Consider the following 16,576-nt stretch of genomic DNA (forward strand, 5'->3'; position numbering starts at 1 on the left):
GACCCGTCCGGATTCGCCCCGACTCGAGGACGTATGAGTGCAAGCCCCACATGGCGGCAAGCACCTATTCGAATCCTCTAGAAAGGGGAAAACTTATGGCAAAGCACAAGCTTCGCATCAATGTCTCCGACGACGCGCCAGATGACTCGCTGGTCTCCGCCCGCACTGTCAGCCTGCGTGAACGCATCTTGACCAAGATTCTCGGCCGCAGGCAGTGCGTCACCGTGCTCGTGCCGGGAAACCAAGTCGGCACCGTCGAGATTGTGGAACCAGCAGACGACCTGATGGCACTCGCCGACGCGGTCGGTGTCACCGGTGCGGGTGGTGATGCTGCGTGAATGTCACCGACTCGAACAAGTTCATTGGCGCGTTGAACAGGATCGCCGAAGGCGTCACAATGTTGGCGGCAGCGATCGAAGAGGCCGCGTGGGAGGGGTTTGAGGATCACGCTGGGATGCCGGGTACTCGTCCGATTGCCGCCGCCGAGCTCGCCCAACCGGCGTTGGAGGAAGCGATCGCCGAATACGAGGTCGCCCACCAGCAGACACCCGAACAGGAACCCGAACCGGAGCCAGTGTCGCTAGCCGAGGTGCGTGGTGTGCTCGCTGAACTAACCGCCCAGGGCAAGACCGACCAGGTGCGGGAGCTGATCGTCGCAGCGGGTGCAGACCGACTCTCAGCAGTAAACCCGGCTAAGTACGGGTGGCTGCTCGATCGTGCAAGGGAGCTTGCTGATGGCTCCGACTGACCACGCTCTCCTCTCGGCTTCCGGTGCGCACAGGTGGCTGAACTGTCCGCCTAGTGCCGTCCTCGAAGCCGGTGAGCCGGACTCGTCGTCGTCGGGGGCTGCTGAGCAGGGCACGGTGGCGCATGCGTTGGCGGAGTGGAAGCTCCGCCGCGCCCTGCACCAGGCGCCCACGTTCAAACCAGTGTCGGAGTGGATTGACGAGGAGATGGAGACTTTGACGGACGACTACGTGTCGTTTGTTCAAGAACACGTTTCACTCGCGAGGGAGACCTGTGGTGATCCGCAGGTGTTGGTCGAGCAGCGCCTGGATTTCTCCCACGTGGTTCCGGGAGGTTTCGGCACCGGGGACTGTGTGATCATCGCAGAACCCAGCTTGCAGATCATTGATTTGAAATATGGGCAAGGCGTGTTGGTCGAGGCTGAGCATAATCCGCAGCTCATGCTCTACGCCCTGGGTGCGTTGCGCGCGTTCGGGGAGCTCTACGACATTGACCAGGTGGCGGTGACGATCTACCAGCCTAGGCGCGCCAACGTCGACACGTGGGAAGTGTCCGTCGCTGACCTTCAAGCCTGGGCTGACGCGGAGGTGAAACCCAAGGCCGAGCTGGCAGCAGCAGGCGGTGGCGAGTTTTGTCCAGGCTCGTGGTGTCAGTTCTGCCGCATTGCGGCAACTTGTCGGGCACGAGCGGAAGCCAACCTCCAGCTTGCCAAGTTGGAGTTCGCGCCGCCAGCAGAGCTCACGGATGCAGAGATTGCAGGCGTGTTGGCCCGGATTCCTGATTTGAAGAAATGGGCGTCGGATGTGGAGGCTTATGCCTTGTCTAGAGCTGTCAATCAGGGCGTAGTTTTTGAGGGGTTCAAGCTCGTCGCTGGTCGGTCGGTACGCAAATACACCTGTGAGAAGGACGTGGCCGCTGCGGCTGAAGCTGCTGGGTATGCCGATATTTACGAGAAGAAACTCAAAGGCATCACGGCAATGGAAAAGCTGATGGGCAAGGCAACGTTCAACGAGATCCTCGGCGACCTCATAACCAAACCCGCAGGCAAACCCACGCTGGTGCCTGCATCTGATAAACGACCCGCCCTGAACATTCAGAGCGCGGCCAGCGATTTTCAACCAACAAACAAGTAACAATGTAGAAAGAAGAAAAGATCATGACAACAACATCTAATCCGACGCGTGTGGTCACCGGCGAAGTCCGACTCAGCTATGCGAACGTGTGGGAGCCGAACTCGATCCAAGGAGGAAAACCCAAATACTCCGTCTCCCTCATCATCCCGAAGTCGGACACGGCGACTATTAACGCGATTGAGAAAGCTGTGGACGCAGCTATCACCGCTGGCGTGGCCAAGTTTGGTGGGAAACGCCCCAACAAGGCCGCGTTGAAACTACCGCTGCGTGACGGGGACGTGGAGCGCGACGACGAAGCCTACGCCAACAGCTTCTTCGTCAACGCCAACAGCCTCACTGCTCCCCAGATCGTCGACATGAATGTCGCCCCGATTCTGGATCGCGCCGAGGTCTACTCCGGCTGCTACGCCCGCGTATCCCTGAGCTTCTATGCGTTTAACACGAACGGGAACCGTGGCATCGCCTGCGCACTGGGGAATATTCAAAAGATCCGCGACGGCGAGAGCCTTGGCGGTGGGCGCGTGAGCGCTGAGACCGACTTCGGCAGCCCAGCCACCAGCGAGGACTTCCTCAACTAATAGCGGGATTCAAGGTGGCGGGTGGCTGCTTGTAGGAGAGCTGCCCGTCATCTTCCTGAGAAATGGTGAAACGATGACACTCACACGCAATGTTTATGTTGTTCACGTTGACGGCACTGCCGAGCTTCGTTGCGGTAACGATGTGGTTTTGGTCGACGCTGACATGGTCAACGATCTTGCCGAACGTCAGTGGTCTGTAGGGATACACGGGTATGCGACTTCGGGTGCAGGGAAGAACCAAATACTGATGCACCGGCTGATTACCGGTGCCAAGCCAGGACAGATTGTTGATCACATCAATCGCGACCGTCTTGATAACCGCACGGAAAACCTGCGCATATGCACCCAGCAGGAAAACAGTTATAACCGATCAGCACAGGCCAATAGCAAGAGCGGACTCAAAGGGGTATGCCAACTGTCAAATGGCACTTGGCAAGCGCAGATAATGGTGAATAGAAAAGCCTACTATTTGGGTAGATTCCCAACGGCACGTGAGGCCGCCGACGCATATGATCGAGCCGCCACCACCTTGTTCGGAGAGTTTGCGGTACTCAATAGCCCGAAGCTTAACGATGAGCATCCAACCAATAGTTCAGGTAAAGCACAGCGGTCGCCGAGACTGACTGACAAACAGCAGGAAACAATTCTAAGTCTCTACCGGGAAGGCATGAGTAAGACAGCGCTGGCTGAAATGTTCAACAGAGACTACACGGTGATTCAAAGATGTATCAACCGCAGCCGACACGTTGAACAACAGGGGTCCGAACAATGAAAGACTTGGTCATCGATACAGAGACCTTCAGCCCCGTCAACCTCACTAAATCGGGCGTCTACCCCTACGCGGCACACCCACAGTTCGAGGTGCTCCTGTTCGGCTACTCGATTGATGGCGGCCCGGTGGAGGTAGTTGATCTCGCCAGCGGAGACCGACTGCCCGATGAGGTGATCACCGCGCTGAGCGATCCGAACGTGGTTAAGTGGAGCTTCAACAACATGTTTGAACGTGTTGTTCTGTCAAGATTTCTCGGCTACCCGTCAGGAACCTACCTCAACCCCCAATCCTGGCGCTGCACGATGATTTGGTCGGCTTATTTGGGGTTGCCGATGAGCCTTGACCAGGTTGCCAAAACCCTCAACCTTGACGTTCAGAAAGACAGCGCCGGCAAGAAACTGATCAAACAGTTCTGCACACCCGCCACACCCTCAGTCCTGAACGACGGCAAACGTAGGAACCTGCCCGCGTCTGATCCGACCGGATGGACACAGTTCGTGGAGTATAACCGGCGTGACGTTGAGGTGGAACTGGCTATCCACGACAGGCTCTCATCTTTCCCTATGCCAGATGCCGAGTGGGACGCCTACGCCCTCGACCAACGCATTAACGATACGGGTATTCTTCTCGACCACACGCTGGTCGATAATGCTGTCTCCGTCGATGAGCAGCACCGCAATGCCACACTCGCGCGTGCGCAGAAGCTCACGGGGCTAGAGAACCCGAACTCGCCAATCCAACTCAAACAATGGCTCCACAACCACGGCTGCGAACTCGAATCACTATCAAAAGCGGACGTGGACGCTGCTCTCGATACTGCTATGGGTGGGGTGAAAGAAGTCCTCGAACTACGCAGGGACCTAGCAAAATCAAGCGTAAAGAAATATCAAGCTATGCAACATGTGGCAGGAAAAGACGGGAGGGCACGAGGCTTGATCCAGTTCTATGGCGCAGGTCGCACGGGGAGGTTTGCTGGACGTCTTGTTCAGGTACAGAATCTTCCCAGGAATTATCTTTCTGATCTCGACCAAGCACGAACCCTCGTCAGAACAGGCAACCTGGACGCTTTTGAGCTGCTGTATGATTCTGTGCCTGATACGCTCAGCCAGTTGATCCGCACCGCGTTTATTCCCTCTCCTGGGCACAGGTTCATCGTCGCTGACTTCTCCGCAATCGAGGCGCGTGTCATCGCCTGGCTCGCAGGAGAAACAACCACCCTGGACACTTTCCGTGAGGGTAAAGACCTCTATTGTGAAACCGCTTCGCGTATGTTCGGAGTCCCCGTCGAGAAGCACGGCGTTAACGGTGAGCTTCGCCAGAAAGGGAAGATCGCGGTGCTCGCCTGTGGCTATGGCGGCTCCATAGGAGCGCTTAAAGCCATGGGTGCCTTGCGGATGGGGTTAGCCGAGCACGAGCTCAAACCGATCGTGGACGCATGGAGGGCAGCCAACCCACACATTGTGCAGCTGTGGGCAGACGTAGAAGAAGCAGCTATCGCCGCGATCACGTCGCGCCAGCCGATCCGGTTACGCAACCTGCGGTTTAGCGTCGAGTCTGGGATTCTCTTCATCGAACTGCCCTCGGGCAGGCGGCTTGCTTATGTGCAGCCGCGTCTGGGTGAAAACCGTTGGGGCGGTACTTCTATCACTTATAGCGGTACAACGACCGGTCGTAAGTGGGATCGGCTACAAACCTATGGTGGGAAACTTGTCGAGAATATCGTGCAAGCTATCGCTCGCGATCTGCTTGTCACTGGCATGCACGCAGTCGCCAAGGCTGGGCATCGGATTGTGATGCATGTGCATGACGAAATCGTCATCGACGAACCCATACACTCTGACTTCACTGTGTCGGATACCTGCGCTCTCATGTCCACACTCCCAACCTGGGCAGAAGGCTTGCCGCTGGATGCGGACGGGTACGAGTGTTCTTATTACCGTAAGGACTAGATGCTAGTTTTCCAGACGGGTTGCTGGTTCCAGTCTGCACTGGCCCCCATGTGTGTCATATCCACGCCGGGAATATTGTTGGGGAAGCTGTCGAGGGTATGTTTGATGGCCTGGATTTCGTCGGTAAAGCCTCCTCGACGTAACAGGAATGCGATGAGTGTCAACGCAGCGTACATGCGTCCTGCGGATTGTGTCGCGGTTGAAAGTGTCGGGTCATTACGACGGTATTTGATCAGCGGACGTATAACGAGCTGCCTATTCCACAGCCTGGCGTGATGGGCGCACACATTACGAACAAAATTTGCGGTACGCATCCATGACTCTAATTCGTCAGCACGCGTAGAGTATTGTTCAGCAATACGGCGGCGCTGCTCGAAGGGAGCCAATGAGAACAAGGTTACAAGTTGACCGAATTCGAGAATCTCTGTGGCTACCCACACTGGTAAACGTCCGTCGTGAGACTCGTTGTAATGCGTGACGAAATCTTCGGAGGATCGTGACTGCGTTTTGGTGAGTTTTTGCGTAAACAGTTTGGCTCTGCGACTCATTTTCCCTGAGGTCCAGTACTGTTCGAGATCGAGGTGAATGAACGGATCTAGCTCACCTAACACGTGTCCCACGTCAACCCGTAGGCACACCTCAAGTTTGCACATGGCTTGCCATGCTGCTAAACGAAGGCGTTCATCAAACTCATACAACTCTAATGCGTGGCGCATACGAGCACCTGGAATGAAATGATCTAAACGCTGCCGCGAGGAACCCGCAGGGGCGATCCGGCGGAGAGGATAGGAATAACCCGAAATCCGGTAGTAACCGATGGTGGCTAGTTCGCGGCGGTAATCACCAGCATCTGCCATGCCGCGCTGCATGAGGATCCGGGTCTGCTCGTCAACACTGACCCAGGGCTTATCACTCACTAGCTCACCTGCCTGTTTGCTTCCAGAATGTGAAGACCGGCTCTGACCTGTCTCGAGAACCGATACAGGCGAGCCGGTACTAGTACTTATCAGTCTATCGCGAAAACACCAACAGAAACAATGGGGGTCGGCGAGGAATCACAATCACAGCGAGAAGAATTATCGCTGTCTGATAAAGAAAAGAGGACCGGCCCTGGACTCCCACCAAAGCGGGCAGCGGAACCGGTCATGTTGAGTACAACACTACCGCATCGGTGTCGCCGGGGTCTGGGCGGGTTCTTGGAGGCTGTTAGAATATCGGATTTAAGAAATCTTATCGTCAGCACACAGTGCTCGATCTGGAAACTCTTAGTGGCTGTCTCATCAACTTATTGGTCAAGCAATAATGCCATTTGCCCTGCTGTTCCTCCCTGGAAAAACACTTCCTCGGGGATGCGTCGTTGTAAGGCGCGTACAGTCCCGTTGTGAATGGCGTAACAGCAGTCAATAATACTGCCTAGCACAGTTCATTCTTTTCTCAGTCACTACTGCCCGGCACTAATTACTGTCCCTATCTTTCTCTTTCTTTGGCGGGAGGATAAGGAAGACTGTGAAGACTATAGTTAGGACGGCTAAGGTGCCTGCGATAGCTAGTGCCCATGGGTATGGGGTCAGGGGTGGCAGATGTTTGTAGGCTTCTGGAGTGGGGGTGATGCGTTGGGCGGTGACGATGATTCGGTGGGAGTTAATGCCCAGTGGTGTGCACGTCACGAGTGTCACTAAGTCTTTGCCTGGTTGTAGGCGTAGTACCTGGGTTTCTTGTGGGGATACCACTTGCATGTTTGTCACGCGGTAGGCCAGGTCTTGTCCTGCTGCTGAGACTGTGAATACGTCGCCCTTGTTGAGTTTATTTAGGTCGGTGAAGTACTTGGCTTCTGCTAGGCCTCGGTGGGCGGTGAGTACCGCGTGCGTGTTTTTTCCTCCTACCGGTAAGGAAGTGCCTTCTAGGTGGCCAACGCCCTTGAGTAGGGTCGCCTCATCACTACCGTGGTAGATGGGCAGGTCAACATTGATTTTTGGGATGCGCACGCGCCCCATGATTCCACCCGCTCCCTGTGAGGATAGTAGATCAGCGTACTTGAACCCGGGTATATCCCCACCGCCTTTTTGTCCCACAGGGATTCGTTCGCCAGCTTTGACTGCTCCAAAGAATCGTAGTGCTCGGTTATACGCTTGAGCTTGTTCTATCTGGGAGTGAAGGGGTGGCGACGCGTTTTGTTTTGTCTTTTCGTAGGCAGCGAGAATATCGTTTTGGTAGTACTGGTTTTGCCACGCGGCAACGTGTGGGTACGCCACTGCTCCAATCCCTATCAGCATTAGTGCGCACACGAGCAGGCATGCAAGCACCCAGCGGGTGCGGCTACCGCGGGTCTCTACGCGTGCTGCACCGCCCGAAGATTTCCTGGCACCTGCCTGCCTTTGCCGCCGGCACCAGGGGTGTGGAGTGTTGGAGCCTGTCCTTAGGTGGCGGGGTTGTTTTCTTGCGCTCATACTCTCAAAGCTTCCTATTGAAAAGCGGTGGCCCCGCTACTACTCACAAGGTAAGTAGGTAGCAGGGCCAGTCCAGTTGCAAGCTCGAAACGGCTTGGACTTAACTATTTAACTATGCGCTCTTGCGGCGCCGCGCAAGTACTAGCATGGCACCGGCACCTAGAGCAATAACAGCGCCACCACCGATGGTCAGCAGGAGCATGCCCTGAGCACCAGTGAGTGGGAGTTGACCGAAGACACCACCGGATACATGAGAGTTCTGGATGGTTTCGGTTTTCTCGTACTGGTCTTTAGTGAAGCTTACTTTGACCGCTTCTGCTTTCTTCACAAAACCAGCTGGAGCCTGGGTTTCTTGGATCCAATAGTCCGTGCCAGTGTCGTTGATCTGCAGTTTTGGTACTTCGATTTGGCCTTTATCGTTACTTGTAAGCTCATCGATTACTACTTGGTTGCAGGCCTCGTCTTTGCATACCTTGAACTTCGCTCCTTGAAGAGGGTGGTCTTTGGTATCGGTCTTTTTAATCGTTAGTTTCCCAATGTAGGCTTCAGCTGTTTCTCCCAGGTCTTTTGTTGTGATTTTGGTTGCTGGGTCATTGTTGAATGTTAGCTCAGCGTCGTTGGTTACTTTACCTACAGTAGTGTCCTTTACATTGGTTTCTACTGTGAAAACGAGGTTCTCAGTCTTGGTTACAGCTCCAAGTTGGGCAAGCCCATCATTGTTTACGGTGATGGTCAGGCCGCCGGCCTGATCGTAAGTGGCGTTGAAGCCAGTGAATGCATTTGCCCCTAGTTTTGCTGTGGTTTTTGAGTATTCCAGCTTGGTTGCGTCAATCTTATCTTTGAGTACGAGGCCTGTGTATTTTTTCTGCCCATCGAGTTTTGGGATGTCTACGGTGATGTCCCAGTGCAGTACTCCATTTCCTGCCTGTGGTTTTGCTTCTTTCTTGAAGGAGGACAGGGTGTTCTTTGGGTAGGCGTGCACGTCGTAGATCCACTGGTTGTTGTGCGGTAGTGGAAGAGTGACGATGAATGGCTCCGCCGTCTTCACGATAGTGTTCTTCCCCGCCGCGGTCTCAGTTACAAGATACGCGCCTTGTTGGAGTGAGCCGTCTTTAAACTCTGCTTTACCCTCAGCGGTAGTTTCTTTCTCTTGAGCGGTGGAAGCAGTGTCCTTCTCAGCTTTCGTTGGATCGGAAAGCTTTGATAGCTTATCCCAGTCTTCTTGTTTCGTTAGGTCGTATTTTAGTTTTTCAACCTTGAACTTCACCCCGCCCAGTGGTTTGCCCATCAGTGGTGAGGTGCCCGAACCGTCTGGATTCTTAATCGGATTGGCTGCGTTTTGCTCGTGCTTATGGATGGTCAATGACACCGATTTAGTGGTATCAATGTTACCGAGCTCGCTCGCGCCAGTAGTATCGACTGCGCGGTCTTTTGGTGCTGCGAACGCGTTTCCCAGTGATAGTGCGGCGATCACCATCGCGCATAACAGTGCGGCGAGCAGTTTGAGCGCTCCCGCGGGTTTTATGAGTGGTTTCACTCTAGTCTCCTTAATATTTGTTGTCCGGCACGCGTTTGCGTACTTTGTTGATTTCTCGCTCTTCAAGGCCAATACCCCTGTTATTCCCACCCCGTTTTCATCCGCACTGGAGTGCTTTCGTGCTCAAAGTGGTTTTACGAGGGCAGGTGGCCAGTGTTTAGTAGCGCGTTTTGCGTCGCCAAGCTAGCCACGCTGCGCTAGGTAGTGCGGTGATAGTGGCTATCGCCCCTAGGATCATCCAGGTTTGGGCGCTGGTCCCACCGGTTAGGGGTAGGTCTATTTTGGGGAATTCGTATGGGGTGAAGGACCACAGTCCGGTGAATACCACGTCTTTAGTCCCATCACTATTTGGTGGTGTCCACTGTTTGAACTCCCATTGTCCCCACTGGGAGGAGGGCTCACCGTTTTCACCATCAACTACTAGTTTCTTCTGGTTTGGCATCGGCGGGGTGAGCACCTGACCAATCTTGTGTTTCGTTGGTGGTGGCGGGGTTAAAGCACTGGGAAGTTGGTAAGCACGATTAGTGCTCTGGTAGGTGTAGGAGGCGGTTATCGTTCCTTGAGTGAGAATGAACTTCGCTTCAGCCGACCGTGATACTTCTTCACTGTCCTTGGTGGGCCTCCACGACATTTTCACCGCTACACTGGTCTCACCTGCTACCTGTTTGTCTTTCGGCCAGGTGATCACTCCCGTGTCAGCGTCAAGAATCATTCCAAGCTTGCGAGCAGTTTCAGTGTCAGCGAATGTGAACTTCGCGCCCTCGGGTTTACTTTCAGCGCTAATAGTGTCAGGGTTGTCGAACGAGGGCGTGGATGCCACATCTCTAGCGTTGGCAATACCTGTCACGTCATCGTATTTGAGGAATGTTGGATCAGCGAGGAAAACATCAGCGAGGATATTAGTCCCGTTACTATCTTCCACGATTGAGGTGAACAACGTGGGTTGAGTAATATCATCCGGTACAGTGAGTGGGCACGATGCGAGACTTCCTTCAGGTGATGCCTGCAGGTAACACGCGTTGCTGCTGAGTTTCTTGTCGCCGTCCTTATACCACTGGATCTTGTATGAAGCGTAGGGTGTCAGACCCGTCGTTGTTGATTGCGCGGTGTCACCTATTTTAGCGATCTTGTCTGAGATATTGTAGTTTGTAACGTCGTGCATTGGGGTGGGTTTAAGTAGCGCGAAGTTCTGGTAATTAACTACATATCCCGGTCCTATCTTCCCGGTGTTGTCCTCAACACCAGCCTTCACAGGATCTTGAAACATATTGTCTGAGAAAGCGTTCATCCACACGTCCTGCGTTGGATTATCCGTCACCGGGTAGATGTACATGTAGTCGGAGTTAATGTGACGGTGCTTCTGGCCAATAGTGCCATTCCACTTCAGTAAACTGGAGTTATTGAGGTCCTCATCACGAACCAACGTTCCGAATTCCTGATCGCTAACAGTTTGGGACAGTTTCGTACCTGTGTAAGCCTGGTATGCATTCACACCGTACAGGCCCCGGAATGGGATGTAGAAAGTGGAGTCTTGCTTGACAAATCCAACATTTGACTCGGCAATATGTGAGCCTTCACCGTGCTCTGCTTGGTATTGCATCACGATTTGTTTTTGCGCAGCGGCGAACTGATCGCGAGTATAGTTAGGGTTATTTGTCTTCCACGAGTCAAACTGTCGTGCCACCTCATCGTTAACGTACGAGGCTACAACCTTCATACCACTACTAGCGCGGTCTCCTAGTTTCGAGTCGTGACCGTAGAACGAACTGTCAGCACCGATAGGATCGTTTTGTTCCCACCAGACCTTACCCGAAACACGACCGTAGATACCGTTTTCCCGCCACATTTGGTCTGATGTAGGTGCGTACGTCCAATCCTTTTGAGGTTTCGCAAGCCATCCCTGAATATTGGGGCGCTCTTGAAAAACAACCTCCCCGTCGTGAATCCTCTCAACACCTACAGTGAAGTCCCAGTTCTCATTCTTACGTGTTAACCGGTCATGAAAACGTCCCTGCTGGAAGTCCCCGCCTTTTACTTGCATCCACTTATCCGGGTGCGGATTATCAGCCCAAGTGCGAACCACCGTTGGCGCACCTTTGGTGGCACCGGCGAGGTGGAACTGGTTAGCCCGGCCAAGCGCATCGTAAAACGGTTTCGAAAGATCAAAAGCGAACTTACCTTCAGCATCTGATACCGTAGTGTAAACCGGAGATACCATACCGGTCTTATCGTTCAGCCACTGTAAATACACCCGGACATTAGGCACAGTCTGATCAGGTGCGTTTACTTTCGCACTCGCAGGCAAGCTCAGCTTATCGCTTCTATTAAGATAAACAATACCTCGGTAAACGAAACTAGAAGCATTATAGTCACCCGTGGCATCAACAGCGTTAGGTACCATCCTGGTGGGTGAAAGTGATGAAACAGCGCTTGCACCACCAGGAGCAGCCGGTAGTTCCGTAGCTAAACGCCCGCTGCCTGGCTGAAATGATACACCCGTAGAAGAAATCGAATCGCCCGCGCTACCAGGTGAAACAGTACCTGACGCGGGGAATATGCTACCTCTAGCCTCATCCGCACTTGCGGATGTGGGGCCTAGGAGACCTGCCCCCCCCCGAGAATTGCGACTACGAGGAGGTGGATAAGCCTAGTATGCTTTGGTTTACTATTCATTTTTCAGGCTAATCTCCCACTCTTGGTGTTGTGGCAAAACAGTGCTTATTACTGGTACAACAAATTCTCATACATGCTCGTTTCTCGCAATCTCATTTCCACGTTATTCCTGTTAGCACGCAGAGTATGTGGTAGCACCACTGGCGTGTTTCCCCCAGTTTTCCGTATGATGCTGGTCTTTACTCTTACAGATTGTGAAATGCCCCACTATCAGGGGTTGGGGGTGTTGCCCGCCTACCTGACGGGTCCTCCGCACGGGGTCGCCATTGTTCTTTCCGCCTCTCACTATATTTTATGGCGGCCACCACAGTTTAGGGCGTGCTCATCCGGATTCGCCGGTGCCCGAGGACGTATGGGCGAGAGCTTATTTCAAAGGCTCTCATCCACTACCTATGCTCTTTGGGGTTTAACAAACCCGGGGTTGTCGGCAGTAAGGGTGAGAGCCCACGCAAGCTCAAGAACCACAAATCCGCCTGGGGGTTAACTCCCAGATGGTTTGTGGCCTACTACTGAGAGCTTGCCGCACCAACCGGTGCACCTAACGTCTATTTGGCTCTCAGAATAGGAGCTTGTTATGGGCAACACCATCCAAACATTCACTAACGACGCGTTCGGAGCTATCCGCACCATCACCTTGGGCGGCCAGATTCTTTTCTGTGGCAAGGACGTTGCCACCGCACTCGGATACCAGGATCAGACGAACGCGGTGAAGCTTCACTGCCGTGGGGTGGCAAATTACCACCCCATCCAAGACGTACTCGGACGCACTCAAGATGCCCGCTTCATTACCGAAGGTGATCTCTACCGTCTCATCATCTCCTCAAAGCTCCCAGCTGCGCAGAAGTTCGAGGCGTGGGTGTTCGACGAGGTTTTACCTTCTATCCGTAAACATGGTTTGTATGCGATCGATGAACTTCTTGCTGACGATGAGTTCCTCGAGCATACTATTGCCACGCTGCGTGCCGAGCGTGCTAAGCGCCTGGCAGCAGAACAAGCCCTGTTGGAGGCGGCACCGAAGGTTTCGTACTACGACGTCGTGCTCCAGTCCGATTCTCTGTTGACGACGACCGCGATCGCGAAAGACTACGGGATGAGCGCGAAGAAGCTCAACCGGATCCTGCGCGAAGAAGGCATCCAGTTCCGCCAGTCTGGTCGCTGGTTCCTTTATGCGAAATATGCCGAGCAGGGTTACACGCAGTCCAGGACTCACGAATACGGCGAGGGGCGGATGCGCACTCACATGTACTGGACGCAGAAGGGTCGCCTGTTCATTTACGACCTTTTGAAGAATCAGCGTGGCTTGCTGCCGGTGATTGAGCGTGAGAGCGGGGTGCAAGCATGAGCGCCAGGAGTCTCGATATTGGAATCCGTAAGAAGAATAGTGAGGGTTATCTGGACCTGACGAGCTACCACGCGCTCAAGAAGCTGCAGCGTGAACAGTTCGGCTACCGACCCTTGGTTTACATCTGCTCGCCCTACTCAGGTGGCACCGAGGAGAACGTTGAGTTGGCCCGCAAGTTCTGCGCTCACGCAATCGAACAGCGCAAGATTCCTCTCGCCCCGCACTTGTTGTTCCCTCAGTTCATGGATGACACCGACCCGGATGAGCGGGAGTTGGCGATTTTTATGAACCGCGTGCTGCTCGCCAAGTGTGAGGCCCTGTGGGCGTATGTCGGGCGTGTGTCGCCTGGTATGCGCTTGGAGATCGGGTGGGCGCGAGACCTGGAACTGCCAGTCAAGTATTTCGATCACGATTTTTTGGAGGTCACCCCATGACCACGCCGATGACTTTGTTTGCCGCCACGGTTACTGGCGTACACAACAACAACCACTACCCGAACAAGCACACCGTCACGGACGTGGCGTCGTTGGCTGCCGCCGTCGCGTTTGATCATGTGGCAGCCACCTATGTGAATGATCGCCGCTCAAGCGCAGCCTTCATGGCGTCGGACTGTGTGGTGATGGATATCGACAACGACCATACTGAATCCCAGACCGACTGGATAACGCCCGAGAAGCTTGGTGAGTTGATTTCGGGTGTGGAGTTCATGACCGCGACCTCTCGTAATCATATGAAGCCGAAGGGCGTGTTATCGGCGCGGCCGCGATTCCACGTCTACTTCCCAATCCACGAATTGCGCGACGCAGACGAATACACTGGACTCAAGCACCGCCTCGCTGGTCGTTTTGGGTTCTTTGACCGTAATGCTCTCGACGCGGGACGCTTCATCTATGGCACCACCAGCCCACAAGTCACGACTCATTCGGGTGGCAAGCTGCTTGATGACTGGCTGGATGAGATGGACGAGCAGGATGTGTTCGCTGCCTTCGACCAAAGCACTCTGGCTATTGGTGAGGGCTCACGCAACGCCACGCTCTCGCGCTTCGCAGGCAGAGTCCTAATCCGCTATGGCCAGACCGACCAGGCACGTGGCCTGTTTGAAAAGAAAGCCTCCCTGTGCGAACCGCCCCTGTCGGACGGTGAACTACGGACGATTTGGAATAGTGCCTGCAGGTTTGCCACGAAAGTTGCCTCCCAGCCGGATTACGTGCCGCCGGACCAGTTTGAGGATCTGATGTCACTGCGTCCTACGGATTTTACGGATATAGGGCAAGCATCGGTGTTCGCAGCAGAGTATGCGCACAGAGTGTGTTTTTCGACTGCGACGAAATGGTTGGCATACCACGAGGGTGCATGGCGCGAGTCCGAACCAAAAGCACATCGGGCAGCCCAACAGCTCACCGACCGTCAACTCGAAGACTCTCTCCTGGCTGTTGGGCAAGCACGCAAGGATCTCAACGCTATCGGAGTCGGTCAGCTCATTGATACGGGACTGACGCGTAACAGGCTGTTGAAAGAAATGAGTAAAGACCAGCGCGAGGTCTTTGCCGTGTTCGAGGACGCGCAAGCATGGCACAAGTTCGTGTTGAAATATCGCAACAACAGTCGGATAGAAGCTTTCCGTAAAGAAGCCGAGCCCCTCCTAGAAATCAACCCCGATAGTCTGGACGCGAACCCGTACCTGCTCAACACGCCCACAGCCACTTTCGACCTGAGGGATGGTAGTCGGCGTGAGCATGACCCGGCAGATTTCATCACCAAGCAAACCAGCCTCGACCCTTCGAGCGAGGGCATGGATGTGTGGTTGGCAGCGTTAGACACGATATTCCAAGGCGACCAAGAGTTGATCGACTATGTGCAACGAGTGTGTGGGCTAGCGGCTATCGGGAAAGTCATGATCGAAGCGTTGATTATCGCTTACGGTAACGGAGCCAACGGCAAATCAACATTCTGGAACACGGTTTCTAAAGTGTTGGGCTCGTATGCGGGATCCATCGCTGCCGAAGTGCTCATCGCGGGACGTAAATCGAACGCGAAGAATGATATGGCCGAAACCCGAGGCTTACGGTTCTTGATTGCTGCTGAAACTGAGGAAGGCGCCCGCCTGTCCACCGCGTCAACCAAGCAGCTCGCCTCGACCGACAAGATCGCGGCCGAGAAAAAATTCAAAGACCCTTTCGCTTTCACCCCCACCCACACGTTGGTTTTATATACGAACCATCTGCCGAAAGTGGGAGCTAGAGATACGGGCATTTGGAGGCGCCTGATCGTCATCCCCTTCAACGCGAAAATCGAAGGAAGCCAGGACATCAAAAACTACGCCGACCAGCTCTATGAGCAAGCAGGTGGCGCGGTACTTGCTTGGATCATGGAAGGCGCGCGCCTAATCCACGCCGAGAACTACCAGCTTGAGACTCCACGCAGCGTGAAATCCGCATCCGAGGAATACCGGGCAGCTAACGACTGGTTCGCCCAGTTCCTCGACGAATGCTGCGAGGTTAACCCAGGGCTGTCGGAAAAGTCCGGTCAACTCTACAGCGCTTACCGCGCCTGGGCTCTGGCACGCGGGGACTACACCCGGTCAACAACCGACTTCGCTGTCGCTTTGGAGAAAGCCGGTCACACAAAAAACCGCACCAATAAAGGCGTCCGCGTCGCGGGTTTGCGCCTGAAAAACGAATTCGAACAAGGAGAATGATCAATGAACTTCTACGAATGGGTCACCCAGCATTATTACAACCAAGACACCCCTGAAGGTGACTTGGCTGGTGACATGGCGTGGGATGACTACGCTGGAGCAAACACTAAGGAAGCGATCCTCACTCACCTGCACAGGTGCGGAGCCTGTGATGATTGTATCGGCGTGTTCAACCGCTGCTGGCGCAGATACCAAAACGCGCCAGACAGGGACGAACCCACCAGCATGCCTGCCATACCAGTGTTGACTCCACCCAAGCCCCTCATCGGGCGCTGGCAAGATTCCCAACCCGGACAAGGTTTCCTTGATCTCAACCATGACGATCAGCAGTTTCTTTTAGAGTGGATCGCCACACGCCTGACCCCGAGTGAACAATGGAATCGAAAACGTTCCAGCTACGGCATCAAACACGCCTTCACTCGAGATACCGGCATTTACATAACGAACGCTCAGTTCAAGGACGCAATGATCCTCGCCGGATATGCGCCTAAGAACCAGGTAGCACTCAACCACGTCTACCAGATCAGTGAGTACTCGCAAGCCTTCAGTTATAAACCCTGCATTGCCACAAGCTATTGGCTTCCAGGCGAATGCGGACAGGACTAAACCTCTGTGACCAGGGAAAGTGTAGGGCGTGTAGGTCTATATATATTAATCGCGTAGAAAAAATAGAAATGAAAAAATATTTTTTCTATATATA

General features: G+C 54.1%; 14 protein-coding genes. 10 read left to right on the forward strand and 4 right to left on the reverse strand.

The annotated features are described in order from the left end of the window. The first annotated feature begins 95 nt into the window (after positions 1–95). The 6 genes from QS713_RS08925 (at position 96) to QS713_RS08950 (ending at position 5,179) form a co-directional block, all read left to right on the forward strand. On the forward strand, positions 96–338 hold the full coding sequence (locus tag QS713_RS08925) for a hypothetical protein (RefSeq protein ID WP_313274662.1): 243 nt from the start codon (positions 96–98) through the stop codon (positions 336–338). Further along, complete coding sequence (locus QS713_RS08930) at positions 335–748, forward strand: hypothetical protein (RefSeq protein WP_313274664.1); 414 nt, start codon at positions 335–337, stop codon at positions 746–748. The genes QS713_RS08925 and QS713_RS08930 overlap by 4 nt, the downstream gene beginning before the upstream one ends. Then, positions 735–1,880, forward strand: coding sequence for a DUF2800 domain-containing protein (locus QS713_RS08935; protein WP_313274666.1), 1,146 nt, complete (start codon positions 735–737; stop codon positions 1,878–1,880). Before QS713_RS08930 ends, QS713_RS08935 begins: the two co-directional genes overlap by 14 nt. A gap of 23 nt (positions 1,881–1,903) precedes the next feature. Then, positions 1,904–2,458: a DUF2815 family protein gene (locus tag QS713_RS08940; RefSeq protein WP_313274669.1), complete on the forward strand. Its 555-nt coding sequence runs from the start codon at positions 1,904–1,906 to the stop codon at positions 2,456–2,458. Positions 2,459–2,531: 73 nt separating this feature from the next. Then, a complete protein-coding gene (locus QS713_RS08945) occupies positions 2,532–3,230 on the forward strand; it encodes an HNH endonuclease (RefSeq protein ID WP_313274670.1) in 699 nt (232 codons plus the stop codon). Beyond that, entirely contained in the window at positions 3,227–5,179 is a 1,953-nt protein-coding gene (locus QS713_RS08950) for a DNA polymerase (protein ID WP_313274672.1), read from the forward strand. The genes QS713_RS08945 and QS713_RS08950 overlap by 4 nt, the downstream gene beginning before the upstream one ends. Here QS713_RS08950 and QS713_RS08955 read toward each other — a convergent pair. The 4 genes from QS713_RS08955 to QS713_RS08970 all read right to left on the reverse strand — a co-directional run bounded on the left by QS713_RS08955 (position 5,176) and on the right by QS713_RS08970 (position 11,381). Further along, complete coding sequence (locus QS713_RS08955) at positions 5,176–6,096, reverse strand: Abi family protein (protein WP_313274673.1); 921 nt, start codon at positions 6,094–6,096, stop codon at positions 5,176–5,178. The two genes, QS713_RS08950 and QS713_RS08955, sit on opposite strands and share 4 nt — an antisense overlap. A gap of 537 nt (positions 6,097–6,633) precedes the next feature. Continuing rightward, a complete protein-coding gene (locus tag QS713_RS08960) occupies positions 6,634–7,452 on the reverse strand; it encodes a class C sortase (RefSeq protein WP_446685026.1) in 819 nt (272 codons plus the stop codon). A gap of 286 nt (positions 7,453–7,738) precedes the next feature. Then, on the reverse strand, positions 7,739–9,163 hold the full coding sequence (locus QS713_RS08965; protein ID WP_313274676.1) for a SpaH/EbpB family LPXTG-anchored major pilin: 1,425 nt from the start codon (positions 9,161–9,163) through the stop codon (positions 7,739–7,741). Positions 9,164–9,320: 157 nt separating this feature from the next. After that, positions 9,321–11,381, reverse strand: a complete 2,061-nt coding sequence (locus tag QS713_RS08970; protein ID WP_313274678.1) for an SHIRT domain-containing protein — start codon at positions 11,379–11,381, stop codon at positions 9,321–9,323. Positions 11,382–12,410: 1,029 nt separating this feature from the next. Between QS713_RS08970 and QS713_RS08975 the strand changes: the two genes are divergently transcribed. The 4 genes from QS713_RS08975 to QS713_RS08990 are packed head-to-tail and all read left to right on the forward strand — an operon-like array spanning position 12,411 to position 16,482. Beyond that, positions 12,411–13,178 carry a phage antirepressor gene (locus tag QS713_RS08975; protein WP_313274679.1) on the forward strand — a complete coding sequence of 256 codons (768 nt, stop codon included), beginning with the start codon at positions 12,411–12,413 and terminating at the stop codon, positions 13,176–13,178. Then, on the forward strand, positions 13,175–13,612 hold the full coding sequence (locus QS713_RS08980) for a DUF7768 domain-containing protein (protein WP_313274681.1): 438 nt from the start codon (positions 13,175–13,177) through the stop codon (positions 13,610–13,612). The genes QS713_RS08975 and QS713_RS08980 overlap by 4 nt, the downstream gene beginning before the upstream one ends. Then, a complete protein-coding gene (locus QS713_RS08985) occupies positions 13,609–15,876 on the forward strand; it encodes a phage/plasmid primase, P4 family (RefSeq protein ID WP_313274683.1) in 2,268 nt (755 codons plus the stop codon). Before QS713_RS08980 ends, QS713_RS08985 begins: the two co-directional genes overlap by 4 nt. Positions 15,877–15,879: 3 nt before the next feature. Beyond that, positions 15,880–16,482 carry a YozE family protein gene (locus QS713_RS08990; protein ID WP_313274685.1) on the forward strand — a complete coding sequence of 201 codons (603 nt, stop codon included), beginning with the start codon at positions 15,880–15,882 and terminating at the stop codon, positions 16,480–16,482. Positions 16,483–16,576 lie beyond the last annotated feature (94 nt).

The sequence above is a fragment of the Gleimia hominis genome (assembly GCF_032085515.1).
GTDB lineage: Bacteria > Actinomycetota > Actinomycetes > Actinomycetales > Actinomycetaceae > Gleimia > Gleimia hominis.

What these genes read in the sequence shown, in the direction of transcription:
- QS713_RS08925 (WP_313274662.1), top strand. Translation starts at nt 96, where the DNA reads ATGGCAAAGCACAAGCTTCGCATCAATGTCTCCGACGACGCGCCAGAT.
- QS713_RS08935 (WP_313274666.1), top strand. Translation starts at nt 735, where the DNA reads ATGGCTCCGACTGACCACGCTCTCCTCTCGGCTTCCGGTGCGCACAGG.
- QS713_RS08940 (WP_313274669.1), top strand. Translation starts at nt 1,904, where the DNA reads ATGACAACAACATCTAATCCGACGCGTGTGGTCACCGGCGAAGTCCGA.
- QS713_RS08945 (WP_313274670.1), top strand. Translation starts at nt 2,532, where the DNA reads ATGACACTCACACGCAATGTTTATGTTGTTCACGTTGACGGCACTGCC.
- QS713_RS08950 (WP_313274672.1), top strand. Translation starts at nt 3,227, where the DNA reads ATGAAAGACTTGGTCATCGATACAGAGACCTTCAGCCCCGTCAACCTC.
- QS713_RS08960 (WP_446685026.1), bottom strand. Translation starts at nt 7,452, where the DNA reads ATGCTGATAGGGATTGGAGCAGTGGCGTACCCACACGTTGCCGCGTGG.
- QS713_RS08970 (WP_313274678.1), bottom strand. Translation starts at nt 11,381, where the DNA reads ATGGTATCTCCGGTTTACACTACGGTATCAGATGCTGAAGGTAAGTTC.
- QS713_RS08975 (WP_313274679.1), top strand. Translation starts at nt 12,411, where the DNA reads ATGGGCAACACCATCCAAACATTCACTAACGACGCGTTCGGAGCTATC.
- QS713_RS08980 (WP_313274681.1), top strand. Translation starts at nt 13,175, where the DNA reads ATGAGCGCCAGGAGTCTCGATATTGGAATCCGTAAGAAGAATAGTGAG.
- QS713_RS08985 (WP_313274683.1), top strand. Translation starts at nt 13,609, where the DNA reads ATGACCACGCCGATGACTTTGTTTGCCGCCACGGTTACTGGCGTACAC.
- QS713_RS08990 (WP_313274685.1), top strand. Translation starts at nt 15,880, where the DNA reads ATGAACTTCTACGAATGGGTCACCCAGCATTATTACAACCAAGACACC.